The 26,712-nt window shown below is 57.0% G+C and carries 26 protein-coding genes and 1 pseudogene; 18 read left to right on the top strand and 9 right to left on the bottom strand.

Translation table 11 applies throughout. The annotated features are described in order from the left end of the window. Together miaB and ABI171_RS13705 are read right to left on the bottom strand one after the other, a co-directional pair. Positions 1-1,184: tRNA (N6-isopentenyl adenosine(37)-C2)-methylthiotransferase MiaB (gene miaB, locus ABI171_RS13710; protein ID WP_348093120.1), on the bottom strand; the 1,184-nt coding region annotated here is incomplete at its 3' end. A gap of 22 nt (positions 1,185-1,206) precedes the next feature. Then, complete coding sequence (locus ABI171_RS13705) at positions 1,207-1,557, bottom strand: hypothetical protein (protein ID WP_348093119.1); 351 nt, start codon at positions 1,555-1,557, stop codon at positions 1,207-1,209. A 39-nt stretch (positions 1,558-1,596) separates the two neighbouring features. Here ABI171_RS13705 and ABI171_RS13700 point away from each other — a divergent pair, with 39 nt between their 5' ends. Genes ABI171_RS13700 through ABI171_RS13670 form a run of 7 tightly spaced genes read left to right on the top strand, consistent with a single transcriptional unit; the run spans position 1,597 to position 8,561 of the window. Beyond that, positions 1,597-1,926, top strand: coding sequence for a hypothetical protein (locus ABI171_RS13700; RefSeq protein WP_348093118.1), 330 nt, complete (start codon positions 1,597-1,599; stop codon positions 1,924-1,926). Between the two features lie 30 nt (positions 1,927-1,956). Further along, a complete protein-coding gene (locus ABI171_RS13695) occupies positions 1,957-2,562 on the top strand; it encodes a GspH/FimT family pseudopilin (protein WP_348093117.1) in 606 nt (201 codons plus the stop codon). Between the two features lie 47 nt (positions 2,563-2,609). Continuing rightward, complete coding sequence (gene pilV, locus ABI171_RS13690) at positions 2,610-3,140, top strand: type IV pilus modification protein PilV (protein ID WP_348099302.1); 531 nt, start codon at positions 2,610-2,612, stop codon at positions 3,138-3,140. Continuing rightward, entirely contained in the window at positions 3,137-4,030 is an 894-nt protein-coding gene (locus ABI171_RS13685) for a PilW family protein (protein WP_348093116.1), read from the top strand. The genes pilV (ABI171_RS13690) and ABI171_RS13685 overlap by 4 nt, the downstream gene beginning before the upstream one ends. A 30-nt stretch (positions 4,031-4,060) precedes the next feature. Further along, positions 4,061-4,588: a PilX N-terminal domain-containing pilus assembly protein gene (locus ABI171_RS13680; RefSeq protein ID WP_348093115.1), complete on the top strand. Its 528-nt coding sequence runs from the start codon at positions 4,061-4,063 to the stop codon at positions 4,586-4,588. A gap of 16 nt (positions 4,589-4,604) precedes the next feature. Then, positions 4,605-8,081 (top strand): PilC/PilY family type IV pilus protein, encoded by a 3,477-nt coding sequence (locus ABI171_RS13675; protein WP_348093114.1) that lies wholly within the window; start codon positions 4,605-4,607, stop codon positions 8,079-8,081. A 36-nt stretch (positions 8,082-8,117) separates the two neighbouring features. Beyond that, a complete protein-coding gene (locus ABI171_RS13670; RefSeq protein ID WP_348093113.1) occupies positions 8,118-8,561 on the top strand; it encodes a type IV pilin protein in 444 nt (147 codons plus the stop codon). A gap of 187 nt (positions 8,562-8,748) precedes the next feature. On the opposite strand, the gene ABI171_RS13665 is transcribed toward ABI171_RS13670, so the two are convergent. Then, entirely contained in the window at positions 8,749-9,381 is a 633-nt protein-coding gene (locus ABI171_RS13665; RefSeq protein WP_348093112.1) for a DUF2076 family protein, read from the bottom strand. Between the two features lie 233 nt (positions 9,382-9,614). Between ABI171_RS13665 and ABI171_RS13660 the strand changes: the two genes are divergently transcribed. Beyond that, positions 9,615-10,358: an MgtC/SapB family protein gene (locus tag ABI171_RS13660; RefSeq protein WP_348093111.1), complete on the top strand. Its 744-nt coding sequence runs from the start codon at positions 9,615-9,617 to the stop codon at positions 10,356-10,358. A 116-nt stretch (positions 10,359-10,474) separates the two neighbouring features. Here the strand turns inward: ABI171_RS13660 and ABI171_RS13655 are convergent, their stop codons facing one another. Genes ABI171_RS13655 through ABI171_RS13630 form a run of 6 tightly spaced genes read right to left on the bottom strand, consistent with a single transcriptional unit; the run spans position 10,475 to position 17,130 of the window. Then, complete coding sequence (locus ABI171_RS13655) at positions 10,475-10,915, bottom strand: type IV pilin protein (RefSeq protein ID WP_348093110.1); 441 nt, start codon at positions 10,913-10,915, stop codon at positions 10,475-10,477. A 14-nt stretch (positions 10,916-10,929) separates the two neighbouring features. Beyond that, positions 10,930-14,442 (bottom strand): PilC/PilY family type IV pilus protein, encoded by a 3,513-nt coding sequence (locus ABI171_RS13650; protein WP_348093109.1) that lies wholly within the window; start codon positions 14,440-14,442, stop codon positions 10,930-10,932. Positions 14,443-14,466: 24 nt separating this feature from the next. Further along, on the bottom strand, positions 14,467-14,982 hold the full coding sequence (locus ABI171_RS13645) for a PilX N-terminal domain-containing pilus assembly protein (protein WP_348093108.1): 516 nt from the start codon (positions 14,980-14,982) through the stop codon (positions 14,467-14,469). After that, on the bottom strand, positions 14,979-16,049 hold the full coding sequence (locus tag ABI171_RS13640) for a PilW family protein (protein WP_348093107.1): 1,071 nt from the start codon (positions 16,047-16,049) through the stop codon (positions 14,979-14,981). Before ABI171_RS13640 ends, ABI171_RS13645 begins: the two co-directional genes overlap by 4 nt. Further along, positions 16,046-16,579: a type IV pilus modification protein PilV gene (gene pilV, locus ABI171_RS13635; RefSeq protein WP_348093106.1), complete on the bottom strand. Its 534-nt coding sequence runs from the start codon at positions 16,577-16,579 to the stop codon at positions 16,046-16,048. The genes ABI171_RS13640 and pilV (ABI171_RS13635) overlap by 4 nt, the downstream gene beginning before the upstream one ends. 11 nt (positions 16,580-16,590) lie before the next feature. Next, positions 16,591-17,130, bottom strand: coding sequence for a GspH/FimT family pseudopilin (locus tag ABI171_RS13630; RefSeq protein ID WP_348093105.1), 540 nt, complete (start codon positions 17,128-17,130; stop codon positions 16,591-16,593). 462 nt (positions 17,131-17,592) lie between these two features. Here ABI171_RS13630 and ABI171_RS13625 point away from each other — a divergent pair, with 462 nt between their 5' ends. The 10 genes and pseudogenes from ABI171_RS13625 to ABI171_RS13580 all read left to right on the top strand — a co-directional run. Beyond that, positions 17,593-17,730 (top strand): hypothetical protein, encoded by a 138-nt coding sequence (locus ABI171_RS13625; RefSeq protein WP_348093104.1) that lies wholly within the window; start codon positions 17,593-17,595, stop codon positions 17,728-17,730. A gap of 16 nt (positions 17,731-17,746) precedes the next feature. Next, positions 17,747-18,526 carry a sulfite exporter TauE/SafE family protein gene (locus tag ABI171_RS13620; RefSeq protein ID WP_348093103.1) on the top strand — a complete coding sequence of 260 codons (780 nt, stop codon included), beginning with the start codon at positions 17,747-17,749 and terminating at the stop codon, positions 18,524-18,526. Further along, positions 18,523-21,042, top strand: a complete 2,520-nt coding sequence (locus tag ABI171_RS13615) for a heavy metal translocating P-type ATPase (protein WP_348093102.1) — start codon at positions 18,523-18,525, stop codon at positions 21,040-21,042. The genes ABI171_RS13620 and ABI171_RS13615 overlap by 4 nt, the downstream gene beginning before the upstream one ends. Positions 21,043-21,052: 10 nt before the next feature. Next, positions 21,053-21,253, top strand: coding sequence for a cbb3-type cytochrome oxidase assembly protein CcoS (gene ccoS, locus ABI171_RS13610; protein WP_348093101.1), 201 nt, complete (start codon positions 21,053-21,055; stop codon positions 21,251-21,253). A 109-nt stretch (positions 21,254-21,362) separates the two neighbouring features. Further along, positions 21,363-22,763 (top strand): annotated as a pseudogene (ccoN, locus tag ABI171_RS13605) (cytochrome-c oxidase, cbb3-type subunit I); the annotation flags it as partial. Between the two features lie 151 nt (positions 22,764-22,914). Next, the gene (gene ccoO / locus ABI171_RS13600; protein WP_348093100.1) at positions 22,915-23,529 is read left to right on the top strand and encodes a cytochrome-c oxidase, cbb3-type subunit II; all 615 of its coding nucleotides are present in this window, start codon (positions 22,915-22,917) and stop codon (positions 23,527-23,529) included. A 2-nt stretch (positions 23,530-23,531) separates the two neighbouring features. Next, positions 23,532-23,738 (top strand): CcoQ/FixQ family Cbb3-type cytochrome c oxidase assembly chaperone, encoded by a 207-nt coding sequence (locus tag ABI171_RS13595; RefSeq protein ID WP_348093099.1) that lies wholly within the window; start codon positions 23,532-23,534, stop codon positions 23,736-23,738. Beyond that, complete coding sequence (ccoP, locus tag ABI171_RS13590) at positions 23,731-24,690, top strand: cytochrome-c oxidase, cbb3-type subunit III (protein ID WP_348093098.1); 960 nt, start codon at positions 23,731-23,733, stop codon at positions 24,688-24,690. The genes ABI171_RS13595 and ccoP overlap by 8 nt, the downstream gene beginning before the upstream one ends. A 24-nt stretch (positions 24,691-24,714) precedes the next feature. Beyond that, complete coding sequence (gene ccoG, locus ABI171_RS13585; RefSeq protein WP_348093097.1) at positions 24,715-26,106, top strand: cytochrome c oxidase accessory protein CcoG; 1,392 nt, start codon at positions 24,715-24,717, stop codon at positions 26,104-26,106. A 42-nt stretch (positions 26,107-26,148) separates the two neighbouring features. Beyond that, on the top strand, positions 26,149-26,712 hold a 564-nt coding region (locus tag ABI171_RS13580; protein WP_348093096.1), incomplete at its 3' end, for a FixH family protein.

Here is a 26,712-nt window from a genome sequence, read left to right as displayed (position 1 = left end):
TTCTTGGACGGACCTTCGACCAGGATGCGCTGCACGGTGCCGACCATTGCCGCACTGATCTTGCCCATATTCTGTTCCACCACCGATTGCAAGTGCTGCAACCGCTTCAGCTTGACTTCATGCGGCGTATCGTCCTGCAGATTGGCCGCCGGCGTGCCTGGACGCGGACTGAAAATGAAACTGAAACTGTTGTCGTAGCCAATATCGGTAATCAGCTTCATCAGCGCCTCGAAATCGGCATCGGTTTCGCCCGGGAAGCCGATGATGAAGTCGCTGGAGATCGTGATGTTCGGACGCACCTGGCGCAAGCGCCGGATCACCGATTTGTATTCCAGCACGGTATAGCCGCGCTTCATGGCCGACAGGATGCGGTCCGAGCCATGCTGCGCCGGCAGGTATAAATGGTCGACCAGTTTCGGCACCTTGGCGTAGGTATCGATCAGGCGCTGCGTGAATTCTTTCGGATGGCTGGTGACGAAGCGGATCCGCTCGATGCCGGGGATTTCGGCGATGTACTCGATCAGCAGGGCGAAGTCGGCGATCTCGCCATCCGCCATGACGCCGCGGAAAGCATTGACGTTCTGGCCCAGCAGCGTGATTTCCTTGACGCCTTGCTCGGCCAGCCCCGCCACTTCGGTCAGCACATCTTCAAAGCGGCGCGAGACTTCTTCGCCGCGGGTATAGGGCACCACGCAGTAGCTGCAATACTTGCTGCAACCTTCCATGATCGAGACGAACGCAGTCGCGCCCTCGACCTTGGCCGGCGGCATGTGATCGAATTTCTCGATCTCAGGAAAGCTGATGTCGACCTGCGCATTGCCGGTGGCGCGGCGCTGGCTGATCATCTCCGGCAAGCGGTGCAGGGTTTGCGGGCCGAACACCATATCCACATACGGCGCACGCTTGACGATCGCCGCGCCTTCCTGCGATGCCACGCAGCCGCCGACGCCGATCAGCAGATCAGGATTCAGGCGCTTAAGCTCGCGCAAGCGGCCGAGGTCGGAGAATACTTTTTCCTGGGCCTTCTCGCGCACCGAACAGGTATTCAGCAAGATCACGTCGGCATCCTCCGGGCGATCAGTCTTGACCAGCCCGTCGGAAGCGTTCAACACATCGGCCATCTTGTCCGAGTCGTACTCGTTCATCTGACAACCGAAGGTCTTGATGAATACTTTCTTTTGCATCGTTTTTTCCATGACTACTTCATTACCGTTTCTGGCTATTGCGTTGCGCTTCAATCTTCTGGCTGGCCTCGTCGGGCGTCAGGATCCAGACGCGGTCGATATCGGCTTGCACGTTCAAGGTGTAATTCACCAGGTAAGTGTCGCTGCCCAGCGAGCTGGGGATCTGCGTCAACTGCTGGGTATTCCAGATACGCGAGCCGGGCGACAGCCGCAGCACGTTGCCGCTCATCGTGACGTTGGGATAGTCGGTGATGGTCATCTTGCCGCGCAGGGTGGTGGCGGGGAAATCACGCTCGATGGCCATCGCGGAAAATGCCAGCGTCGCCAGCAGGAAAAACATGAGCAGGCGGATTGGCCGCATTGTTGCCGACATAACAAACTCCGTTAGATGAAAGCCATGCGGAATCTATGCATGACATTGGACAAGGACTTTAAGGATGGCCTAAGGCGGCAAAGATTGCTGCGCAGCGAAAATATCGGTCGCTTGCAGCGGCAGTGCCGCACCGCATTCCGGGCGACTATCAGCCCATTCGCAGGAAGCGCGGATTATAACATTTGGCGGTGGGGGCAAGGAGCTGCGCTGATCATAAGCCTGCATGGTTCAAATGATGATTATTTTGCACATAAAAAAGCTGTAATTGTTTTTTTTGAAATGGCAACAGATGAGTGGCGCAGTTGTGGCGATGGACGGAGCTCTAGATGGTTTCTTTATGGAAACGCAAAATCTATAATCCGGTATTGATTTAAATCAGCATTTTTGGGGGAGTGTAGCGTGCAAAGAAACGCTGAATTTTTCTCATATATTGAAAAGAATGATAAATACACCATGTCTATAGCAAGCAGGGGATTCACGTTAATTGAATTGATGGTCACAATTGTCGTCGTGGCTATCCTGGCGGCGGTGGGAATACCGACGATGGGGAATTTCATCAGCCAGAATCGCTTGTCCGGCAACGTCAACGAATTTATCGGCGCGACGATGCTGGCGCGCTCGGAAGCGATTCAGCGCGGCGGCGCAGTAACCATGTGCCGCAGTGCAAACGCAGAAACTCAGGCAAGTCCTGTCTGCGACACGACTACCACCGACTGGACCAGTGGTTGGCTGATATATGTGGGAACGGCGCTTACGGCGCCGACCAGTGCAAATATTCTGGCGCGCCAGGGCCCTTTTACAACAGGAACTTCGATTGCCCCGACCTCGTCGGCGACCACTCCCACGTTGACTACCATTACTTATAACGCTACCGGCATACCGTCGCCTGCGCCGCCGGATTATTTTACGTTTGCATTTAATACGAATTTTTCGCGCCTGGTGTGTTTTTCTCCTAGCGGGCGGACAACGGCCCTCCCGGTCGGAACCACTGCTTGCCCAACTTGAGTTCTTTGAGACAGAGAAGAGAGATCAGAGACATGGCTTTGCTGAATATGAAAACATCCCGCGGGCGTTCCAGGCAGCGAGGCGTCGGCATGATCGAGGTATTGATCTCGATTACGATTTCTGCTTTTGCGCTTCTGGGGCTGGCCGGGTTGCAGGTGGCTGCGCTGCGCTATCAGAAAGTGGCGAATTTCCGTTCCCTGGCGAGCCAGTATAGCGGCGATATCGGCGACCGGATACGCGCTAACGCGGTCGGCGCCAACGCCGGTAACTACACTGCAGGAGGCACATATGCCGCCAATGCTTCTGCATCTGCCTGCGCCACCGCGAATGCCTGCCTTCCGTCAGAAATTGCAGCTCAGGACATCTATAACTGGCGCCTCGGCATTAGTAGCGCGATGGCAGGTGGTTGGGGCACGGTGTCGGGCACCAGCGCGAATGGCTTCATTGTGACGGTGTATTTCAATGAGCCGAATAACACGGTTACCGATTCCAGTTGTGATAGCACAGTGTTTCCTACTTCCATGAGCGCTGCGGACAAAGCCGCGATGCGCTGTTTTCTGACGGTGGTGTCGCCATGATGGGTTTCCGATCGGTCGTAGCTTTCGATGGCCGCAAGATGCGCGGATTTACACTGATTGAATTGATGGTGTCGCTAACAATCGGTTTGATCATCATGCTGTTTCTCAGCAGCCTCTACTTCAATAGCAAATCCAGCTCTCGCCTGAATGACGACAATGCTCGGATACAGGAAGACGGCCGGTTCGCTCTTGGAGTAATAGAACGTAGCCTGATGCAGGCCGGGTTCGGCAATATGATGACAGGCAACACAACGGACTTTCCGCCTGTGGCGTACCCGACGCTGACCGGGTTGATGGGTTGCGACAATGGTTATGCCACACCGATGACCGTGCCGCCAACCTGCGCCGCCACCGCGACTGCGAATGCTTTTACGGCAAGCTATACCAGCGAGCCTTACGATTCCACCAATAGTCCGATCAGCGGAGCCGGTACCGATTGCAGCGGCACCCAGGCTGTAGGCTCCAGCAGCACTACCGGCGGTCTTGTCTCCAACAGCTTTTATCTCGATACGACCAAGAAGGTTTTGTATTGCCAGGGGAACGCCGGCAGCAACCCGGTTGCGCTATTGAATAATGTCGATAACATGACGGTCAATTACGGTATTGATACGGGCAATCAATATACGCCCATGCAAGCGATGGCGAGTGCAAGCACGGCCGGCACTGCGACCATCAATGGCAACAACCGACTGGGCTGGGATCGTGTGGTTACCGTCACCGTCTGTCTGGAGATACACAGTACCAACAATGTGATAAGCACATCGACAGGACAGGTTTATTACAAATGCAACGCTACAACCTCCACCACGGCGAGCGATCATTTGTTGCATACCACCATGACACGCGTTTTTACGATACGTAACAACGCGGCTGCGAGTCTGGTCAGCTGACCAGTACCAGACCAATTCATCAGACCTATTATGGCAAATAAAAAAAGCCGGCAATCCGGCATCACGTTACCGATGGTGTTGATTTTCCTGGTCATCATGATGCTGATTGGCGCAGTGGCCATTCGCAACGTGACGCTGGATGAAAAGATGGCGGCTAACGCACGCAACCAGCAAGCTGCATTCCAGGCGGCGGAGCGAGCCTTGCGCTACTGCGAAGCAGGGGCGCAAAACAACTCTATCGGGGGCAAGACGCTCAGTAGCATGTTGACCGCCACGACGACTAATCCAAATGTATGGGACAACAGCGCGACATGGGGCGGGGCGGCGCCAGCGACAACCGCCAAGTTGCCGGCGGTGACGTTGCCCAGCGGCGTCGTATGGACTGGCGGCACGCCGCCGCAGCCGCAATGCATCATCGAAGATGTGACCTTGACGATAGGCTTGGGACCGACCCAGCCTAAGCGCGACTTGACGGACAAGGTATACCGGATCACTGGGCGTGGCATGGATGTCACGACAAATGCAGTGGTTCTGCTGCAAAGCTATTTAAAATTCTGAGCGTAGGGAGTATTCCATGTTGCGAACGAAATTATTGCAGCTGCCGCTAGGCAGGCTGATCAAGGTGGCTGCGCATTGCGCTTGCTTGGGAATGGCAGCGGTATCGGGCGTAGCACTCGCCGACATCGCTCAGTCGCCGTTGTTTTTGCCGGTACCGCCGCCGCCTAACATCATGTATATGCTGGATAACTCAGGCAGTATGGTGTGGGGGAGTGTTACAGGGACTGACGCCACCTTTGAATATACGGCGCTCAGTGCAAATCAGTCTGACGGCCTTAAAAACATGAAGGCCTATTTTTCCAGTACCTGGAACCAGATTTACTATAATCCGGCCACTCTCTATACACCGGGTATTTCCAAGGCGGATGGCGTAACGCCGATGGCAGCGGCGGATGTCACCAATACGCTCGTGGATCCCTATCTTAGTACGACAAAATTGGATCTGCGAGTCAGATGCAACGCGGGATCGCCCATCACCCTTCCGCTATACAATCCTGCGTCCCCGTTCACCGCGAATTCCAACTGTAGTACGTCAACGACAGGCACCATTGCACGTTATGCGTTTTATTACAATTGGATCGGTACCGAGAACGGGACGCAAACCGGAGCCAAGACCTCTACGGTGGCCGGTAGCGGCATACCTGACGGTTCTGCCGGCCAAGATTCGGACACCAACTACAAGCGCGTGGACATTCTTTCGGGGGCAACCTATCCGCATGCCACAGGCCGTACTGACTGCACGTCAAGTACGACGACTTGCAGCTATGCAGAAGAAATGCAGAATTTCGCCAACTGGTTTTCCTTTTACCGAACCCGGATCCTGATGACAAAAACATCCTTGGGCGCCGCATTTTCTGGCATCAATAATCGTTTCCGCGTCGGTTTTGCTACGATTAACGCCAACTCCAACAATTTTCTGGCGGTAGGTGGTTTTGACACCGCGCAAAAGATTAAATGGTACACAAAGCTGTATGCGATTGTTCCTTCCGGCGGGACGCCGCTTATTGACGCTTTGAATCAGGTTGGGCAGTACTACTCCGGCAACGGCATCAACGGCGCGTCAAGTGCGCCGGATCCGGTCCAGCTGAAATGCCAAGCCAATTTTACGATTCTTTCGACCGATGGCTATTGGAACGGAACCGTGCCGAGCACAATCGGTAACCAGGACAGTGTCGTGCCGACCTTGCTGGCGCCAGTCAAAAATGATCCGGTTTCTGGTACCGCGCTGACGCCGGGCAGCAATTTCCCTCCTCCTTTTTATGAAGGAAAAACAGCTTATTCGAATACCTTGGCGGACACCGCAATGAAGTACTGGATTAACGATATTGGCGTCCGCGGAAGCAATGGCGGTACGGTAGGAAAAATCAAGGCAACGCCGACGGACCCTGCAACCTGGCAGCACATGACAACCCATACCATCGGACTGGGAGCCAGCGGCAAGCTAAAATATGTGGCGGACTATCAAACCGCAACTACCGGCGACTTCGCGAATATCAAAGCAGGAACAACTGCTTGGCCCAAACCTGTCGCTGACACCAGCACCGCAATTGACGATTTGTGGCATGCAGCGGTCAATGGTCATGGCCGATATTTCAGCGCAAAGAATCCTCAGCTATTGCGTGCAGGTTTGAACAGCATTTTGGCTGAGATTGGCCGTAGTACAGGTTCGGGCGGTGGTCAGGCTAATAATGTGGGTGGCGCCCAAAGCAATGCCTATTTTTACAGCACCAGCTTTGACGCCGGCATATGGGCAGGCCATTTGAAGGCCAATACTCTTAACTCTGACGGCAGTACAGGTGCGTTGCAATGGGACGCTGCGACGCTGTTGCCAGCCTGGGGATCGCGCAATATAGTGACCTGGAATCCGACGTCGAAGGCTGCGGTCGATTTCGCATGGACTAATCTGACTAGCGGGACAACCAGCCAGCAAGCCTCGCTGGGTACCAGTGACGTCGTGGATTATCTGCGAGGTAATGCTGCAATGGAGCAGGCATCCGATGGTACCGGCAGTGGCATCTTCCGTTATCGCCAGAACAAACTTGGCGATATCGTCAATTCGTCGCTCTTGTATGTTCAAACCAATGACTTTGGATATTCGGTGCTGCCGGTTGCAAATGGCGGTGGAGCCACCTATACGACGTTTGTGAATACGACCAAGCCGGCGCGCAGCGCGATGTTGTATGTCGGCGCCAACGACGGCATGTTGCACGGGTTCGATGCGAGCACCGGCAGCGAAAAATTTGCTTTCATTCCAAACAGTGTCTATCCCAACCTGAAGACCTTGAGCGACCCCAACTATGGCCACACTTATTTTGTCGACGGCCCGTTGGGAGAAGGGGATGCTTATATCGGCAGCACCTGGAAAAATATCTTGCTGGGTACCACCGGTGCAGGCGGCAACAGCGTTTTTGCATTAGATGTGACGACGCCAAGCTCTTTGAACAAGAGTAGCGTCTTATGGGAATACAACAACGACAACAGCGATGCCGATATGGGCAATGTACTGGGCGCGCCTGCCGTGGTATTGCTGGCCAACGGCGAGTGGGTGGCCATTTTCGGCAATGGCTACAATAGTGTGAATGGTCACGCGGTGTTGTATATGGTGGATATGAAAACCGGCCTCGTAATTAAAAAAATTGATACCGGTGTCGGCAGCAGCACCTTGCCAAATGGCTTATCGGCTCCTGCTTTGCTGTATAACGCCGGGCGCCAGGTGATAGGCGCATATGCAGGTGACTTGCAAGGAAATCTTTGGAAGTTTGACTTAAGCAATGCAACGGATACATCAAAATGGAGCTCGAGTTCTTTGTTCGTTGCAAAAAACGCCAGCTCTGTCATTCAGCCGATTGTGCAAAGGCCTGTAATAGCGGCCCATCCACTCGGTGGCTATATGGTAATGATCGGTACCGGCAAATATTATGAGACGAAAGATCTTGCCAACACCGATACGCAAAGCGTGTATGGCATCTGGGATAAACCTGGAGCTGCTGCGGTAACCGGCCGTAGCCAATTGCAGCAGCAAGTGTTGACTAGCGTTTCGGTCGGTGGGGTTGTCATTGGCCGGACGCTGACAAGTAATGCGCTGACATGGGCGTCTCAACGCGGTTGGTATATCGATTACCTGGATGCAGGCGAGCGTACCGTGGGAGATATGGTCATTATGAAAAATATTCTTTTGCTATCGACGTCGCTCACCCCGAATACCGTGGATCCTTGCGCTGGTGGCGGCTCTTCACTAAGCATGGGGGTGAATTTCTTGACCGGTGCTTATGCGCCGCAATACCAAATATTTCAACCGGGTACGCCAACGGATGTGAACTTGAGTGCAGGTGTTATTCCGGGAACGGCTGGTGGTGGGGTGCCGATTCCTACCAGTCCTCCAAAGCTGTGCATACAAACAATTGGCGCGGATGGATTGCCTCATTGTTTGCAAACCCAGCTCATAGGCGTGGCGGTACGTCGCTGGCGACAATTGTCGCTGAAGCCCAATTAACCGATGTAAAGACAGATTTGAATCAGGAGGGCGTCGATGAAATTCAAAAATATAGCCAGGCAGCGCGGTTTTACGTTAATTGAGCTGATGGTCGTCGTGGTGATCATAGGCATTCTGGGGGCGGTTGCCGTGCCCAGTTACCGTGCTTATGTGCAGCGTGGCGACCGCGCTGCTGCAATGGCGGCATTGCTTCAAGATAGCAACTGGATGCAGCAGCAATACACTGTGAATAACAAGTTTCCAATTGCGGATACCAATACTTCGCAAACGACGTTGCCGGCGCCTGCGTCGCCAACTAGTGGAAGCGCGAAATACAATATCGGAATTAGCGCCGGCGCCGGGACTAGCTACACTTTGTCTGCGGTGCCGACCGGAACAGCTGATAAGTGCGGTACGTTCACATTGGATAACACCGGAGCAAGAGGGGTGAGTACATCAACCGACCCGACTTTTGTCGGAAATTGCTGGGCCGCCCGTTAACAGGCGACATTTTCACCGGCGGAGAGAGAAGGATCTGTCGCAAGAAAGGTCCTTTTTTTATTTTTCCACAAACAATCAGTCCAAATGCCGATGGTCACTTTTGATTTTGGTGAGACTGCGCGTCGCAGCCGGGGATGACTCTTGCATGCCGGCTTGCGTGTTGCGCAGAGAGTGGAAAAGAAGTGGGTTACGCCAGCGAACCATCGTCCGTATCAAGGTCGCTACTGGCGATGTTATCGGCGCTGTTTAAACGATCGTCCGATGACGCATCATCCCCGTAGTAATTATTAACAGTCGTATTTTCTACCGGCGCCGCCGCAGCTTGCTGGCCAAACAGTCCCGCACTGTGATTGCTGCCTCCACCCATCAGATGTTCTATCCCCTGAAACAGGAACGCCCCGCCGGCAACACCCGCAGCAGTAGTTGCGACGCTACCCAGCACATTGCCTATCCCTCCGCCAAAACCCCCTGGCGCTGCGGCTGGCGTCTGCATTGGCGGTTGTTGAGATGGCGCCGCCATAGCTGCCGGTCGTGACGCAGGCGCGGCACTGTTCCCCCACGCATTTGCCGGATCGAGAAAGCCGCGCGCAGGCGCCTGTGCCGACTGCACCTGGCTTTGCAATGTCGCGATTTGCGCCTTGGCCGCGTTGAGCGCCTGGTCCATCAACAGCGCACGCTGCACCAGCAAATAGGCTGCATCAGGTTGCTGCGCCACAGCGCTTGCAATCAATGCATCGGCTTGCGGATCCTTGGCGATGCCTCTTGCCTGGGTAAGTTGGTTCAGGAAATCTTGCAAAGCTTGTGTTTCTTGCGGACTCATGAGGGTTGCTCCTTTGGGTTGAGGACGATCATGGAGTTATATGGAGCCGCTGGTCGAGGTGTTCAAGGGCGGTTCAGTGACAACGTTGAAATGTCGGCGGCCCCTGCATGTTTTGTCAACATTGCCATGAAATCTTGTTGCCAGCGGTACAATCACTAAAGCATCGATAAACGCCTTTCCGCACCCCTATTGCCGGGGATGTAAAAAACAACACAGAAGAAAAATACACAGACATGCTCTCACTTGATTCATTGGCCGCCTATTGGTCGGCCCCCGTGGTTGCCGCGAATATCCTCATACTCTTCAACTTGTCGGGCGCCTTGATTCTGGGCATGGTGATCGGCTACGAACGCGCATTCCATGGCCGCGCTGCCGGAATGCGCACTTACGGCCTGGTCTGCATGGCGTCGGCAGCGCTTACGGTGTTCGTTGGCTATCCGAGCCTCTGGTATGGCGGACATGCCGGGCTGCCGCTCAATCCTGACCCTACCCGCGTGGTGCAAGGGGTGGTCACCGGTATCGGTTTCCTGGGCGCCGGCGTGATCATGAAAGAGGGGTTGAATATCCGGGGGCTGACGACGGCGGCATCCATCTGGGCGGCATCTGCCATTGGCGTCCTGGTCGGTGTCGGCTTCTACATTGCGGCGATATCGCTTACGCTGCTGTGCACCTCTTGCATGATTTGGGTGGTCAAGCTGGAGCGTTGGCTGCCGTCGCGCGCGGGCGTCGCCGTCTCGGTGGAATTCGAAAAGGATTTTGTGCCGCGTGAGGAAGCCTTGCGCAAAATAGCTTTCGAGCGGGGCTATGAGATCGATGGCGATTCGCTGACGATCAGTTCGCGCGACAGACACGCAAAATGGCATTTCATCGCGGTAGCGATTGACAGCAAGAAAGGGACATCGGTCTCCGAGCTGGCGCGCATGATGAATGCCTACGAAGGTGTGCAGAGCTATGAGTTGACCCATTGCCGCAATTGAGCGGCGCGGCCTGATTACGCTGGTGGAAAAAATCACGATCGGAGAATGGCTGGCCGTCCGACATCGGCTGCGGCGCATGCATAGACCCGATGCGACGTGGGTGCATGAAGTTTGACTTAAGGATGCCAGCAAGCGGACTGTGGATTTCCGCTGGAATCCAATCCCGTTTGATTATTTGCCTGGTCGACAGACATTGTCGCGCAGGTGGTGTCTTTGATTTGTGTCCCGACGGGGGTAGCGGTAAGCTTATAGGTGGTGGCCGTCAGGTTCGCCGGCGGCTCAGAAACCGAATAGTACCCTTGCGGCGAGGCGACCGGAAAGATCGGAAGCGCGGCACACGCAACGCTGTAGGAAAAGCTTTGCGCGTAGCACCTCTCTAAAATAATCTGGTTTTGCGCCAGTGCCGTCAATGCGTCTGCGCGATGCGACTTGAGTACATAAATACTATAGGACGGATAGGCCACGGCCGCAAGAATTCCCGTAATCGCCACGACAATCATTAGCTCAATGAGCGTAAAACCGCGGTGACGCTGCCTGGGAAAAAAAATTGAGCACATGATGCAAGGCCTCCTTAAAGCTGCCACCATGAAATTGCGCGGGGCGTGTTGTTAGGATCGCGAACCGACGTCTGCTGTCCTCCCGATTGCGTAATCAGTTTCACCATCTGATTCCCTTTGTTCGGACCAATCGGCACCGGAGCGCTCGCAAATCCAGAACCCAGACCAATGCCGACCGGATAGCTGCCGTTCACGCTGTCGCTCGCGTTGATGACGCCGTCTCCATTAATGTCGAGTTGAGCCTGGCTGAAGGCGCCGCCCGTCTGGAAGTTCAGTTCGAGCAGCATCGCACCGTAGCTGGCGCTACAGGCATTGCCCGGTGGCGTATTCAGGGTTGCCAGAAATGCGCCATTGAGCAGTTGCGGCGCGGTGACGATGCGTTGGCCGGCTGTCAGCAGGTCGACATACCAGCCGAATTGATTTGCCCAGTTAACGCTGTTGCTGGTGCTGGTCAGCAGATTTTGCGAAGCAACCGTCACCGCCGTGAGCGTCTGTGCCTGGAGATTGCTGCGCAGCGGTACCGTTGTATTTCCCGGTTTATCCCAGATGCCATATACGCTCTGCTTTTGCTGGCTGGTCAGGTCTGTCGAGGTCAATAATTGACCAGTGCCAAACATGATGAATTGTCCTTGCAGGCGGGGATAAAGCGGGTGCAGGGTAACCAGTGGCGCTGTCGTGACAGGCTGGACATTGCCACTGGCGTCCCTTGCCTGGAATAGCAATCGCACCTGCCATTTGGTCGGGTCGGAATTGCTGACATCAATTGCCCAGAGATTCCCCTGTAAGTCCCCGGCATAGATTTGCGTGATCGGCTGGCCTTGCAGGCCGTCGGAGTTTCCGATGGCCACCGTTGACAGTCCTTGGGGCAAGGAACTGCTGCAAGCGTTCGCGACGGCGGCGCACAGGTCGATCTTGCTGATGGTCTGGCCGGTCTGCGGATTGACTGCGTACAAGATCGCCTTGTTATTCGGGCTGTTGTAGCCGTTGCCAAAGAAAATGGCAAAGCTCGGTGACGCATTGATGGGCGCAATTTGCGGTTCGCTATAGCTCAGTCCCATATCCGTGTCGGCGAATTCCCATAAAACCGCGCTAGCCACTTTGGCTTCGGTGGTCAGGGATTGCGGGTTAGTCACATCCAAGGCATAGATGCTTTTCCCGCCTGCGCCTTCACCGCCAACCAAGAGCGAATGCCAGCTGCCATCGGCAAATGTGGCGTCGCCTACCTGCGGTGCGCCATCGACAAAGAAAAGATGATTCTGATTGTATAGCGGCGTCGTAAGAGGCAGCAGATTGGCGAGGACGCCATTTGGTATGAAAGCAAACTGCTCGACGCCTGTGGCTGCGTTAAAGGCATGCAGCATGCCGTCATTGGCGCCGGTATACAGCATTTGCTGACGTGTGGCGTAGGTCTGCTGAAAGGCCAGGTAGCTCGCGGAAAAATAGGGCGCTGAAGGCGCGCCGACGAACACCGGCTGGCTGTCGACGATGTCTCCAAGGATATGCGAGCGATTGCGGAAAGTGCCGCCGTTGCGCTGCTCCAACGCGGTATTGCCGCGTAAATATGCCAATCGATTGGCGCCAAGAAGATCAAGCGGTTGCAGCAGTTTCAATTGCGCCAGACTTAAGCTCAGCGTTTGAAACGGTACGCCGCTGGGGCTGCCGATCAGGGGGGCGGGATTCCAGGTTGCGATAAGACGGCCTGTCAGCCATCCGTTGCCAACCACTTGCGCATCCAATAGACCCTGTGCTGACCAAATGGGCGCCCCGGTGGGGGTCCCCGTGACCGGATCCAGGGCTTTTTCGAAGAGATTGCCGGTCCAGTCCTGGTACGGAGTGTCGTTCGAATTAAAGCTGGCCTGGTATTCGACCGTGCCATTTTGCAGTGAGACCGAATTGACCGCAGCCGCGGTGGTTGACAGCGAGCCGCTCTGGACCGAGATGAGAATATTGTTAAGGTCGTTCACAAGAGCAGCGGGGCTGGTCGCAGGATAGTAACTGGTGCTGCCGCCGGCAATAGCCATCGCCTGCAAGGTCGCCGCCGCCTGGGGATTGAGGGTCGGGTCCACGCCGGCGCCAAGGCCGATGATAAACGTCTTGATGCCGGCGCTGTTCAAAATGGCGAGGTTGGCGATGGTATCCGTCAACGCGCGATCGTTGGTCGAGTTCAAGGAACCGTCGGCGTTGAAGGTGGCAGTCAAGCCATACCCCGCGGCAGCGGCGCTGCCCAGTGGTGGCCAGGACGCTCCTGCCAGATCTTGGGTTGGCAAGCCATCGGAAATGAGCACCACATACTGTTTTGGCGTGCAGCCGGTGGTGGACGAAGTCACCGTAGAAAGATAGCTTTTTGCCTTTGCCAGCAAACCTGCGGTCGCTGCCTGGCCAGCCATGGATTTGAGTTCTGTGGTCGAAAGATTGTTGGTTTCCGGCGCAAGGTAAGGCAGGAAAGTATTCACCGCCGCAGCCACGGAAATGGTAGTGGGAACGGCGCCCGCGCTTTGCATCGTGACATTGATGGCGCCGCTGGTCGCCGACTGCGTGCCACCATAGCCAAAGCCGCGCTGCGCATACATGACCTGAGGCGAATACGGTACGAATCCTGCGTTGGTCGGACTGGTCGTGCTGCTGCCGTTGCTCGGCGCTACCGCGCCATAGGAGACGGAAACATTTCCATTGTTGTAGCTGCTCAATGAATAGTTCGGCGGAAAAGGAGTCGCGGGGCTGATACTGCCATAATCGACATAAATGCCGGGTAGCGAGCCGCTGGTATAGAGCACGTCATTGATGTTCGCATCGTCGCTGGAGGCGCCGATCTGCATATACGTGGAAGCCGACAAAGTGGTCTTGGTATACAAGCCGGCATTGACGATCGACGTGCAATTGCTTTGGACGGTCGATGAAGCGCTGGTGTAACCGTAACATGGATTCGCTACATAACGGGAGCCGTTGGCCTGGGTACTGGTAAAAGTGAAGCCGCTCGTTGTGGGGGACATGTAGTAGACCCATGTCGAGTAAAGAGACGAGCCGCTGGTGCTGTAGCTTTCCAGCGCAAAATCGGTATTCTGCATGTACGCCTGAATGATCGCTTGCAGGCCGGCTTTGGCGACGTTCAAGCGGCTTGCCCCATTGTCGACCAGGTTGCCGTTCTGGGATGCAGTATAAGGCGCGTTGCCTGACGAATTGGCCGCTGTAACCGGAGGAGTAAAGCCGGCAGGGACGCTGTAGCTCGCGGGAGAGCTGGAACCGATGAGTGTGTTCAGGCTGGACGATAAACTACCTGAGCCGGTCATGATTGCGCCGCTCAAAGTACCGTCCATGGATTCCGAATTGCCGACGACGAGAAGCACCTGAGGGTGCGCCGGCGTCGAGACGGTCAGCGGCACCAGGGAAATCGGCAAGACGACGCTGGTCCCGGCGCTGGCGGAAAGAGAAACGGTGGTCGACGAAGCCACGAGCAAGACGGCCGCTCCGATCGCCGCGATTGTCGGCAGTCTTGCCAGGCTTATCCTGCGTTTGCGTCCCTGCTGCATGATGGCATCCTCTGCGCGTAGCGCTTACTGCTGAATTTGTACAGTGCTTTGAAGCATGACGGGCGCGCCACCGCTGGCGCCGACCGCGCGTACCGTCACACGAAACACCTGGGTCTGCTTTTTATAATTCTGGCCCGGACGGATAACGGATGGCAGTTGCTCGATAATGTAGGCGGCGGGAGCGCTCGAATTTCCGGTGAAACTTTGGATGGCCGCACTGCTGCTGCTCCAGTTCACAGTGGTCCATAGGGGCGCGCTGGCTGGAGCAAATGTGTATAAGCCATTGCTGTTCGCGACGAACGTACCGGGCGGGTAATTGCCGGCAATGATATTGGTTTGCGCCTGGTTGAGCGCGCCCTCGGCGGTCTGGAATGCAATTTGCGCGTCGGCCGCATTGGTGGCAATCCTGGTTTGCATGCTGTTGAGCGACATTGCGCCAAGGGCGAGTATGGTCAGAAGCAGCATCATGATCGTTGTAATGAACAAGGTGGCGCCACGCTGGCTATGCATCAGGAGCAAAGGCCGGGGATAGGGTTTCATATCGCGTTTCTCATATGTACGGTCATCTCGTAGACATGCCGCAAGCGCCCGTCAGCGGGAGCGGTGATGATGTTTCCCAGCACGGTGAATTGCCTGGAACCGATAGTCGAGGTGGTGCCTGATCCAAGCTGTCCCTGGAGCAGAAAACCCAGGCGCACGGCATAGACCTTGGTCCAGTCAGCCACCGCGTTGGCGACGACATATTGCGTGACAAGGCCATTGCTACCTGCCCCGTATAGCACTTGCATTGCTTCGACGCCCGGCACCAAAGGCTGCGCGCTCCAGGTGCCGCCGCTATAGGTGGCGCGTACCAGAATGCTTTGATCGCCTGGGCCATGGGCGACATATAAAGCAGTCTGTTGCAGTGGAATGAATTGCGAGCCGGGGGCATAGTTGGCCGACAGCACACTAGCGCTATTGGCCATGGCGCCACTGCCGGCGGCATGCGAAACCGTACTCGACGTGACAGCGGTAATTTGAAAAACACTAGCCTTGAGACAATCGGAAACCATGCCGATCTGGCCGGCGGCCAAGCCACCGGTATTTTGCAGCATCAAGGCAGTGCCGCCGACTGGCGCTGCGGTGACGCCAACCGGACTTGTGCCAGGCGCCGCGCCAAGCAGCACCAGCACATCGCTGCTGGCCTCGACGCTGCCGACGAGTGCGGCGTCAAGGGCTGGCGACCAATCGCTGGCTTGCGCGTCATTGGCGCTGTTATCTTGCGCAATGGTCAATGCGCCGCTGCTGCTTGCTTCATAGCCGACCAGCATATTGGGGGAGGCGCCCAGCGTTCCGAGCGGAGGCGAGCCGCCGCTATTGAGATTGGAAATCGATTGCGACAAGGTCGCGCAGCCGTTGAATCCGGCTGACCGCACCAGCGGCGTCACCAGCGCAGCAATGGCATTTTCTGAATTCTGGATTCCGGCTTGAGAGGTGGAGGATTGATATATCCGTATTTCTGCCAGATAAATGCTGATAACTGCCCCACTCAAGAACAAGCCGATAACCATCGAAACCATGAGCTCGATCAAAGTAACGCCACGCGCATGTTTGCGGATGTGCTTCATAGCAGGGTCTGCACGATAAATTGCGCCAGGTTGGGATGAGACGCCTGCGAACTGCCGGCCGCCCCAAGCTTGCTTTGAGCCGGGCTATCATCCCATTGCACAGTGACGATAAGTTGGGTATTACCACCCGCGGCGCTGGTGGCAATTGATCCGCTCCCATTCGGCAATTGCGCAAGATCTTGTACCAGCCAGACCCAAAGATCGTAGCTCGCCAATTGGCTCGCCGTGCACGCTGACGTGGAACAGTTTTGTGACGGGGTTCCTGGCAGCGTCGGCGTATTGCCAGTGGTAAGGTTGTTGGCGTTATAGCTGCCCGCGATGGCTGCCTGGCTATTGCTACGGATCCGGTCGACGATGTCGTAGCCGGATTGCACCGCCTGCTGTTTGATGTAACTCGAGCTATTGGCTTTGTGAGATATCAGCAGCATCCCGGCGATGCTCATCATGCCGAAGGCAAGTACGACTAACGCAATCAGGACTTCCAGCATGGCAAATCCGGAAGGGCTGCGACGAAAGTGTTGATGGTTCATCAGATATCCCCCTATGGGCAGCTTAGCGCGCCCCCCCAAATTGCCGTGCCTGGTGTCGGGCCAAGGATGACGGATCCGGTTAGCGCCACCTGTAAAGAGCGCGCAAAACTCGCACCGCGATTGTCGCAAAATTTGAAATTGGCTTGGGTCACCGCCAGTCCGCGCGTATCAAAGAGCACGGTGGATGTCGCTGACGATAGCGTCGGAGCGTTTGAACTTACCGGGTAGCTTTTCAATAACGTGCCGGTTCCGGCGGCAGGTTTTGTCGCGACAATCCATCCTGAATTCCAGTTGGCCCCGCAGGTAATCGAGCCGGTGGTGGAAAATGGACAGACCTGTACATTGATGTTTTGCGTGAGTGCGCTGGAGCGCGCATATTGCATGACACCCGAAAGGACGCTCACCTGTGTCGACAGCCGGTTATTCATCAACATGGACGTGAACGAGGGTATGGCGATCGCCAGCAAGATCGCGGCCACGGTAATCGTGACAAGCATCTCCACCAGCGTAAAGCCGACGAGAACCCCATGCCTGACCACCACGCTTTTCATAAATAGATATCCATCTATATGTGATCAATGCATTGATGTTCATGGAACAAGGCATTGTTTGAGCATCTGTCTGAGTGCCCGTGCGTCACCTGGCTCAACGGGATCGGAAGAACAGCGAAAACCTTGCAATCTCGATTACAGGCGTGAAATGGTGACTAATGATTTGAGGATATTTCTGTGTGGCAATAATTCATCATATACCTTATCTGGTTCAAGACCAGAGAAACTATTTTCTTATCTAAGATGCAATATTTCGCGGAGGGCTGACCTGAAAATGTTGCAGCCGTCGTAGCAAGGGATGCAGAGGATAGAGAAAACATGGCACCAGGCGACGCGGCGACAGTTTGTCGTTACCGATCAGTTGATCTATATCAAAGCCACTGCTCTCATCGCGAGATACGCTCGGTCCGGTAGCTGTGATCAATCCCGGCTGCGGATGCATTCCATTGCCGGAGCTTGTACATGTTAATTCCCAGAAAATCGATACCCGCAGTGGAAGCCCTGGTTTTTGACGCGCCGTTGCTGCGCAATACCTGCATGCTGCTCGATCGCCATCCGGATTCCGCAACGAGTCCGTTGCGCCACTCAACTGAGCCTTGAGCGGGGCAGAGCAAGCATGAACCTGATACCTATTTTCATGATCGGACTCCTTGGCAGCGTGCATTGCATCGCCATGTGCGGCGGCATCGTCAGCGCCTTGTCGGTGGCGGCCGGTCCCGGGGCTGGGGCAATTCCGATAAGGCTGGTGGTTGCGAATGGCGGGCCGGTGCAGTCTATAGCTCATCAAGTCGGTACGTTGTCGCGGGTGTTTGCGTACAACACTGGCAGGATCGCCAGCTATGCCATGGCCGGCGCGATTGCCGGCGGTGTGGCGCAGGGCTTGCGTACTTTTGCTGCGCTATCGTCGCTACAAATCGCTGCTTACTGGCTGGCCAACCTGATATTGATCGCGCTCGGTTTGCATCTGATGGGAGCGTGGCGCGGCCTCAACCGCCTGGAGGGATTAGGCCGGGTCGTCTGGCGCCGTCTTCAGCCCGCCATCAAATACTTCCTGCCCATGGACAGCCCGTCTAAGGCATTGATGCTGGGCGGCCTGTGGGGTTGGCTGCCGTGCGGCATGGTCTATAGCGTATTGCTGACGGCGATGTTGAGCGGCGACGCCGTGTCGGGCGCCAAGGTGATGCTGGCTTTCGGACTGGGAACCTTGCCCATGCTGTTGGCAATCGGCATGCTTGGCATGCGGTTGAAAACCTGGCTGCGCGACAGGCGCGTAAGGATCGCCGGCGGCTTGATCGTGTTGCTGTTCGGCGTCGTCGGCATCGTGCGATTGGCGCATGGCTTGTCGCCGGGCTGGCTAGATACCATTTGCATCAGTCCGGCGGGAGCAGGGCGTTGAGTGCGATTCTTGTCGGCACCGCAGCCATGCCATCGGACGGCGCGATTCCGTTTGCCGCCGGCGCTTGTTTTCATTGCGGCTTGCCGCTGCTTGCCGATTCGCAGAAGCCTCTCTGGTCGGTCAAGATAGGGGCGACGGTGCAGTCGATGTGCTGCCCGGGCTGCGCTGCGGTTGCACAGGCCATTGTCGACAGCGGCTGCGCCGACTATTACCTCACGCGCAGCGTCTTTTCCGAGCGCGTCGAAGGCGACGGCCTGATTCCGCCCGAATTACGCCTGTATGACGAAGAAGACGCCTGCCGGAAATTTGCGACCGCCGACGGCTCGGATGAAAACTTGCTCGAAGCCAGCCTGGCGCTGGACGGCATCCGTTGCGCCGCTTGCGTCTGGCTGATTGAACGGAGGCTGGCGACCATTCCCGGCCTGCATAGCGCCAGCCTGAATGTGGCGACCGAGCGCCTGCATGTGCGTTGGGACAAGACGCAATGCAAGCCCAGCGATATCCTGCAGTCCTTGCTTCAGATAGGCTATGCGGCTTATCCCTTCGATGCGGTGCGGCAGGGAGAGCAGTTGCGCAGTGCCGGCAAGCGCTTGTTCCGCCAGACCTTCATCGCCGGACTGTGCATGATGCAAGTCATGATGTACGCGGCGCCTGCATATTTCGCCACGGCTGGCAGCATCGATCACGACCAGCTCCAGCTGATGCGCTGGGCAAGCCTGCTGCTGACATTGCCGGTAGTGTGTTACTCGGCGTTGCCGTTCTTGAGCGGCGCCTGGCTCGGCATCAAGCTGCGCAGGTTCGGCATGGACCTGCCGGTGGCTATCGGCATTGTGGCGGCATTTGCAGGCAGCGCGATGGCGACCCTGCGAGGCCATGGCGAAGTGTATTTCGATACCGTCGCCATGTTCATCTTCCTGCTGCTGTGCAGCCGTTACCTGGAACTAGTGGCGCGGCGCAAGGCGGCATCGACGCTGGAACGCTTGCAGTATGCCCTGCCGAGTTCCGCCGCCAGGCTGCGCGATTATCCCAACGCCATGCACGCCGATGTCGTCGGCGCGGCAACGCTGGGCGTGGGCGATCTGATACTGGTCAAGCCGGGCGAAGCCGTGGCTGCAGACGGGATATTGCTCGATGGGACCGGCAGTGTTGACGTTTCCTTGCTGACTGGCGAAAGCAAGCCGCAAATATGCAACATCGGCGATGCTGTTCCAGGCGGTGCAGTCAATTGCGGACAAGCCATGATCGTGCGGGTAAGCCGCGTCTTGCATGAAAGCACCTTGTCTGCCTTGCTCAAGCTGGCAGAACAGGCTGCGCTGAGCAAACCGCGGATCGCACAATGGGCCGACCAGGTTGCCGCCTGGTTCGTGGTGGGTTTGCTGCTGTGCGCGCTGCTGGCTTTTTGCGCCTGGCAATGGCTGGATCCATCGCGCGCCTGGCCGATAGCGATCGCCGTGCTGGTGGTGTCCTGTCCTTGCGCCTTGTCGTTGGCTACGCCGTCGGCGCTTGCCGCCGCCACCGACAGGCTGGTGCGCAGCGGCGTGTTGATCTTGCAGCCGCATGTGCTGGAAACCTTGTACCGGGCTACCTATGTGATCTTCGACAAGACCGGCACGCTCACCAAGGGCAAGCCGGCGCTGCAGCACATCGAGTCATATGGCGACTGGTCGGCAGAGCATTGCCTGCAGATCGCCGCCGCCATGGAAGTGTCCAGCGCCCATCCGCTGGGAGTCGCCATTGCCGGCGCTGCACAGATGCTGCCAGCGGGGCAGGGACAGGCGCCGGCCTTGCTGGCCGGGGCTGTGCGGCAGGTTGCGGGAGAGGGTGTGGAGGCTAAAATCGACGGCATTCTTTATCGGCTAGGTTCGGCCGCGTTCGTTGCCGGTATCGTTGGCTGTGCGATTGCTGCCACCGTTTCCCGGGAGGCAGTGGCGACGCCGGTATTTCTCGGTCAATCGGGCCGCTGGCTGGCGCGTTTCGATTTGGCCGACGCCATACGTGACGACGCACGGGAGACGGTGGCGTATTTCCAACGGCTTGGCAAGAAAGTGCTGCTGCTCAGTGGCGACGATTGCGGCGTAGCGCAACAGGTCGCCCATGCGTTGCAGATGGATGGCGCCTTCGGCGAGCATTTGCCGGCGCAGAAACTGGCTCTGGTGCAGGATTTGCAACGGCGGGGCGAGATTGTCGTCATGGTCGGCGATGGCGTGAACGATGCGGCCGTGTTGCGCGCGGCCGACGTCTCGTTCGCCATGGGGGCGGGCGCCGCGTTGGCCCAAGTTCATGCCGACACGGTGCTGATGTCAGACCGTTTGTCGGCGATTGCCGATACGGCAAGGCTGGGTAGAAAAACCATGCACGTGATTCGCCAGAACCTGGCATGGGCGTCCGTCTACAACCTGCTGGCCATACCGGCCGCGGCGCTGGGCTTGCTCAATCCCTGGCTATCGGCCGCAGGCATGTCGCTGAGTTCCGCGCTGGTGGTGGTCAATGCATTGCGCTTGCGCAGAGAAATCTAGGAGATAGCCGATGGAATCACTTTATCTTCTCATTCCGATCAGCACCGCGCTGGTATTCGTGGCGATCTGGGTGTTCATTCGCGCATCCGACAGCGGTCAGTTCGATGACATGGTCGGGCCTGCGTTGAGAATCCTGCAGGATGACGACAGCACTGCGCCGATAGAACCAAGCGCCCCTTTGTCGGCGCCAGACAACGGCACGCCCGATTAAATCCAGCTCATTTCACATCGTTTGATTCACATCAAAGAATTGCGCGCCGTAGAGAACTAATCTCGCCTCATGACAGTGGGAATGATAGTGGCATACGGGGAGAGAAGACGTGGAAAGAGCGCTTAGCTACAACTACAAGGTCGTCAAGCAATTTTCAATTGCGACGATTGTGTGGGGTGTGGTCGGCATGCTGGTCGGCCTGATGATTGCCGCACAGCTTGCCTGGCCGGAATTGAATTTCAACATACCGTGGCTGACCTTCGGTCGTCTGCGGCCCTTGCACACCAATGCGGTCATCTTCGCCTTTGGCGGCAGCGCGCTGATGGCGACTTCCTATTATGTGGTGCAACGCACCTGCCAGGTACGCCTGTTTTCGGATGGCCTGGCCGCATTCACGTTCTGGGGCTGGCAGCTGGTGATCGTGCTGGCCGCCATCACCTTGCCGATGGGGTACACCCGCGGCAAGGAATACGCCGAGCTGGAATGGCCGATCACCATCCTGATCGCGGTGGTGTGGGTGTCGTATGCGGTAGTGTTCTTCGGCACGCTGGCCAAACGCAAGGTGCCGCACATCTATGTGGCAAACTGGTTTTACGGCGCCTTCATCCTGGCGGTAGCCTTGCTGCATATCGTCAACGGCATGTCGATGCCGGCCACCCTGACCAAGTCTTACTCGGCCTATACCGGCGTGCAGGATGCGATGATCCAATGGTGGTACGGCCATAACGCGGTCGGCTTCTTCCTGACAGCCGGCTTCCTCGGCATGATGTACTACTTCATTCCCAAGCAGGCCGAGCGTCCCATCTATTCGTACCGCTTGTCGATCGTCCATTTCTGGGCGCTGATCTTCACCTACATGTGGGCCGGTCCGCATCACTTGCACTACACCGCGTTGCCGGACTGGACGCAGTCGCTGGGCATGGTGTTTTCTCTCATCCTGCTGGCGCCGTCATGGGGCGGCATGATCAACGGCATGATGACCTTGTCGGGCGCATGGCACAAGCTGCGCACCGATCCCATCCTCAAATTCCTGGTGGTGTCGCTGTCGTTCTACGGCATGGCGACCTTTGAAGGACCGATGATGGCAATCAAGACGGTCAATGCCTTGTCGCATTACACCGACTGGGGAATCGCCCACGTCCACTCCGGCGCATTGGGCTGGGTCGGCTTCATCACGATGGGATCGATGTATTACATGATTCCGCGCCTGGTCGGCAAGAAGCAAATGTGGAGCGTGAAGCTGATCGACCTGCATTTCTGGATGGCGACCATCGGCATCGTGCTGTACATCGCGGCGATGTGGATAGCCGGCGTCATGCAGGGCCTGATGTGGCGCGCCGTGAATCCGGACGGCACGCTGACCTATGCATTCGTTGAAGTGGTCAAGGCGACTTATCCCTACTACGTGGTGCGCTTCTTTGGCGGGCTGCTATACCTGAGCGGCATGCTGCTGATGGCTTTCAATGTGTTCAAGACCATGCGTTACAGCTTGCCGGTGGATGCACGCATCGCAATACCACGCATGCATCCCGTGGCGCCGGCAGGCGGGTCTGCGGACAAGGTCGCGGTCGATGTGGATGTTGCCACCGATGCAACCGATGCGACCGACGCGGTGGAAGCGTGATGGCGCGCACCATCCAATTTGAACCTGGAGTGTCAGCATGAAGTTCTCACATGAATCGATAGAAAAGAATCACTGGCTGCTGATCGGGCTGGTGATCCTGGTGGTCAGCGTCGGCGGTCTGGCGGAAATTGTTCCTTTGTTTTTCCAGAAGTCGACCACCGAACCGATTGCCGGTCTGCGGCCTTATTCGCCGCTGCGGCTGGCCGGGCGCGATATTTATATACGCGAAGGCTGCTATAACTGCCACTCGCAAATGATCCGGCCGTTCCGTGCGGAGACGGAACGCTATGGACATTACTCCGTCGCCGGAGAGTCGGTCTACGATCGCCCCTTCCAATGGGGCTCCAAGCGCACCGGCCCCGATCTGGCGCGGGTAGGCGGCCATTACAGCGACGAATGGCATCGCGCGCATCTGCATGATCCGCGCGACCTGGTGCCGGAGTCGAACATGCCGGGCTATCCATGGCTGGCGCAGACCAAGCTGGTGCCGGCAGATATCGTGCCGCATTTACGCGCCTTGCAGCGCCTCGGCGATCCTTACTCTGATGCCGAAATTGTGGCAGCGCCGGCGGCATTGCAGGACAAGACCGAGGAAGACGCCCTGATCGCTTATTTGCAAGGATTGGGAATTCAGATCAAGGCGGAGAGGTAATCATGGCCATCCAACATTTTTTGATCAATGTACACAGCGGCATCACCGTGATCAGCTTCATCACCTTTATCGGCATCATCTGGTGGAGTTACTTCCGCAAGCGCCAGACGGATTTTGACGAAGCGGCGCTATTGCCGTTCGCCGACGACGAACAGCAATTCAATACGGCGAGGGAAGAACTCATCGCCAGGGAGCGGCAACATGGCTGATTTTACCGACGGCTTCTGGAGCCCGTACATCACCATCCTGACCATACTCAGCATCATCGGCTGCGGCCTGTTGCTGTGGTCGCAAGGCAGCAGCAAGGTCACGCTGATCCCTGGCAAGGATCCGGCAGACAACACCACCGGCCATGTCTGGGATGGCGACCTGGGAGAACTGAACAATCCGCTGCCGCGCTGGTGGATGTGGCTGTTCTACCTGACCATCGTCTTTGCGCTGGTCTACCTGGCGCTGTATCCGGGGCTGGGATCGTTCGGCGGCAAGCTGGGCTGGAAGTCCAGCGGCGCCTATCAGGATGAATTGAAGAAGGCCAATGCCGAGTACGGCCCGGTATTCGACAAGTATCTGCACCAGGATCTGAAAACCGTCGCCGCCGATCCGCAGGCGCATGCCATCGGCGAGCGCCTGTTCCTGACCTATTGCGCGCAATGCCACGGTTCAGACGCGCGCGGCAACAAAGGCTTTCCCAACCTCACCGACAACGACTGGCTGCACGGCGGCGATCCCGAAACCATCAAGACGACGATCATGGGAGGCCGCCATGGCGTGATGCCGCCGATGGGCGCCGTGCTGGGATCGGACCAGGATGTCGAGAACGTCGCCAATTATGTACTGAGCCTGTCCGGTTCAACCCATGATCCGATCCGTGCTGTGTTCGGCAAGTCGAAGTTTACGGTGTGCATGGCTTGTCACGGCCCCGGCGGTGTCGGCAACCAGACCATAGGTGCGCCTAACCTGAGCGACAAGATCTGGCTGTATGGCGGCAGCGTCGACACCATCATGGAAACCATCCGTAAAGGGCGCGACAACACCATGCCTTCGTTCAAGGACTTCCTTGGCGAACCCAAGATACATGTGCTGGCCGCCTACGTATGGAGTTTGTCGAACCATCCTGGAAAGATGGTGGCGATGGACCAGGCCGCCGGCAACCCGCAATAGCCATCAAGGTGCCAGATAGTGAACATGCGTGATGCCACCCCACAAACCGCCGTCATCAAGATGTACCAGGCGCGGCAGCAAATCTATCCGCGTGACGTTAGCGGACGCTACAACACGCTGCGGTGGCTATGTGTATGGCTGACGCAGATGGTGTTCTACGGCTTGCCGTGGCTGCGCTGGAATGGCCGCCAGGCGGTGTTGTTCGAGCTGGCGACGCGCAAATTCTATTTGTTCGGCATCGTGCTGTGGCCGCAGGATTTCATCTATCTTGCGGCGCTGCTGATTATCTGTGCGCTCTCGCTGTTTTTGTTTACCGCCGTCGCCGGCCGGGTCTGGTGCGGCTACGCTTGCCCGCAGACGGTGTACACAAAAATATTCCTGTGGATAGAAAGCAAAGTAGAAGGGCCGCGCAGTACACGCATGCGGCTCGACCGCCAGGCCTGGTCGGTCGGCAAACTGCTGCGCAAGAGCGCCAAGCATCTTGCGTGGGCTACCGTGGCGCTCTGGACCGGTTTTACCTTTGTCGGCTATTTCACCTCCATTCACGATTTGGCGCGGGAAGTCGTCACGCTTGGACTCGGGCCATGGGAATGGTTCTGGATCCTGTTCTACGGCTTCGCCGCCTACGGCAACGCTGGCTGGATGCGTGAACAGGTATGCAAATACATGTGTCCGTACGCACGCTTTCAAAGCGCCATGTTCGACCGCGATTCCCTCATCATCACTTACGATGCGGCGCGCGGCGAACCGCGCTCCGCCCGTTACGACAAGGCATCGGCGGCGCCTTCCACCTGCATCGACTGCAGCATGTGCGCACAGGCATGCCCTACCGGAATCGATATCCGTGAAGGCTTGCAATACATGTGCATAGGCTGCGCCGCGTGTATCGACGCCTGCAACGGCGTCATGGATAAAATCGGCGCCGCGCGCGGGCTGATCGGCTATTCGACCGAGCACGCCCTGGCCGAACACTTGTCGGCGCGGGAAATTCTACGGAGAGTCTGGCGTCCGCGCGTACTCGTCTATAGCACCGTGCTGCTCACCATAGCGGTGATTGTTTTCAGTACCTTGATCATGCGCACCCCACTTAAAGTCGACGTGATCCGTGACCGCGGCTCCATGGGCAGGGAAGTGGAAGAAGGCATGGTTGAAAACGTCTATCGCCTGCAGGTGATGAACACCGATGAAGCGCCGCATCGCTACCAGATCAGCGTGAGTGGCATCAATGGCATTACCTTCTCGACCGACGACCAGGTAGCGCTGGCCGGTACCGAGACGCGCCTGATTCCGGTGCGCGTCAGAGTGCCGCACGGCGCCGGCAAGCCAGGCTCCAACGTCATATTTTTCAAGCTGCAAGCGGCCGATAACGATAAATCGCAGGTGAAAGAAAAGGCCGTATTTTATGTGCCGCGGTAACGCACGCCATGGTGAACAATATCGGAATGAGGAAAATGAAAAATGAATAACAGGATAAATTTGACTGCACGCCAGCCTGTTGTCGCACGGCCCTGGTACGTGCAGCGCTGGCCCTGGTTCGTGATGCTGGGTCCGGCGATAGTCGTGGTGGCCGCCAGCTATACCTGCTGGTTGGCGTTTACCCGGCAGGATGCGATGGTGGAAGATGATTACTACAAAGAAGGAAACGCCATCAACCAGGATTTGCGGCGCGACGAAGAAGCCATCCGCCGCAGCATCAACGGCAGCTTGCGCTACGACGCCATGCGCGGCGTGCTGAGCGGAGTCCTGCACAACGTCGACGGCCCTTCGGATCACGCATTGCTACCGGAAGCCGATCCAACCCTGCATGTGCGCTTCATTCACTCCACCTTGCCCGAGAAAGACATCAACTTGCTGATACATCCGGATGTGCGCGGTAATTTTTCCGTGAAGTTGCCGCTGTTGGACATGGCGCGCTGGCAGATTTTGATTGAGGACGCGCACCGGGATTGGCGTTTGCATGGCGTCTGGGCGTGGCCGCAGCAGACCGGGGTTGAATTGAGTCCGGTTGCCATGAAACCGGCG

Origin of the sequence: Collimonas sp., from assembly GCF_039923675.1 — a bacterium.
Lineage (GTDB): Bacteria > Pseudomonadota > Gammaproteobacteria > Burkholderiales > Burkholderiaceae_D > Collimonas.
This window is presented reverse-complemented; position numbering and strand designations above follow the sequence as displayed.

What these genes read in the sequence shown, in the direction of transcription:
- ABI171_RS13675 (WP_348093114.1), top strand. Translation starts at nt 4,605, where the DNA reads ATGTTGCGAACGAAATTATTGCAGCTGCCGCTAGGCAGGCTGATCAAG.
- ABI171_RS13640 (WP_348093107.1), bottom strand. Translation starts at nt 16,049, where the DNA reads ATGAAGCACATCCGCAAACATGCGCGTGGCGTTACTTTGATCGAGCTC.
- pilV (WP_348093106.1), bottom strand. Translation starts at nt 16,579, where the DNA reads ATGAACCATCAACACTTTCGTCGCAGCCCTTCCGGATTTGCCATGCTG.
- ccoS (WP_348093101.1), top strand. Translation starts at nt 21,053, where the DNA reads ATGGAATCACTTTATCTTCTCATTCCGATCAGCACCGCGCTGGTATTC.
- ABI171_RS13630 (WP_348093105.1), bottom strand. Translation starts at nt 17,130, where the DNA reads ATGAAAAGCGTGGTGGTCAGGCATGGGGTTCTCGTCGGCTTTACGCTG.
- ABI171_RS13660 (WP_348093111.1), top strand. Translation starts at nt 9,615, where the DNA reads ATGCTCTCACTTGATTCATTGGCCGCCTATTGGTCGGCCCCCGTGGTT.
- ABI171_RS13685 (WP_348093116.1), top strand. Translation starts at nt 3,137, where the DNA reads ATGATGGGTTTCCGATCGGTCGTAGCTTTCGATGGCCGCAAGATGCGC.
- ABI171_RS13700 (WP_348093118.1), top strand. Translation starts at nt 1,597, where the DNA reads ATGACATTGGACAAGGACTTTAAGGATGGCCTAAGGCGGCAAAGATTG.
- pilV (WP_348099302.1), top strand. Translation starts at nt 2,610, where the DNA reads ATGAAAACATCCCGCGGGCGTTCCAGGCAGCGAGGCGTCGGCATGATC.
- ABI171_RS13645 (WP_348093108.1), bottom strand. Translation starts at nt 14,982, where the DNA reads ATGAAACCCTATCCCCGGCCTTTGCTCCTGATGCATAGCCAGCGTGGC.
- ABI171_RS13625 (WP_348093104.1), top strand. Translation starts at nt 17,593, where the DNA reads ATGTTAATTCCCAGAAAATCGATACCCGCAGTGGAAGCCCTGGTTTTT.
- ccoG (WP_348093097.1), top strand. Translation starts at nt 24,715, where the DNA reads ATGCGTGATGCCACCCCACAAACCGCCGTCATCAAGATGTACCAGGCG.
- ccoO (WP_348093100.1), top strand. Translation starts at nt 22,915, where the DNA reads ATGAAGTTCTCACATGAATCGATAGAAAAGAATCACTGGCTGCTGATC.
- ABI171_RS13650 (WP_348093109.1), bottom strand. Translation starts at nt 14,442, where the DNA reads ATGCAGCAGGGACGCAAACGCAGGATAAGCCTGGCAAGACTGCCGACA.
- ABI171_RS13655 (WP_348093110.1), bottom strand. Translation starts at nt 10,915, where the DNA reads ATGTGCTCAATTTTTTTTCCCAGGCAGCGTCACCGCGGTTTTACGCTC.
- ABI171_RS13665 (WP_348093112.1), bottom strand. Translation starts at nt 9,381, where the DNA reads ATGAGTCCGCAAGAAACACAAGCTTTGCAAGATTTCCTGAACCAACTT.
- ABI171_RS13620 (WP_348093103.1), top strand. Translation starts at nt 17,747, where the DNA reads ATGAACCTGATACCTATTTTCATGATCGGACTCCTTGGCAGCGTGCAT.
- ABI171_RS13680 (WP_348093115.1), top strand. Translation starts at nt 4,061, where the DNA reads ATGGCAAATAAAAAAAGCCGGCAATCCGGCATCACGTTACCGATGGTG.
- ccoP (WP_348093098.1), top strand. Translation starts at nt 23,731, where the DNA reads ATGGCTGATTTTACCGACGGCTTCTGGAGCCCGTACATCACCATCCTG.
- ABI171_RS13705 (WP_348093119.1), bottom strand. Translation starts at nt 1,557, where the DNA reads ATGTCGGCAACAATGCGGCCAATCCGCCTGCTCATGTTTTTCCTGCTG.
- ABI171_RS13670 (WP_348093113.1), top strand. Translation starts at nt 8,118, where the DNA reads ATGAAATTCAAAAATATAGCCAGGCAGCGCGGTTTTACGTTAATTGAG.
- ABI171_RS13595 (WP_348093099.1), top strand. Translation starts at nt 23,532, where the DNA reads ATGGCCATCCAACATTTTTTGATCAATGTACACAGCGGCATCACCGTG.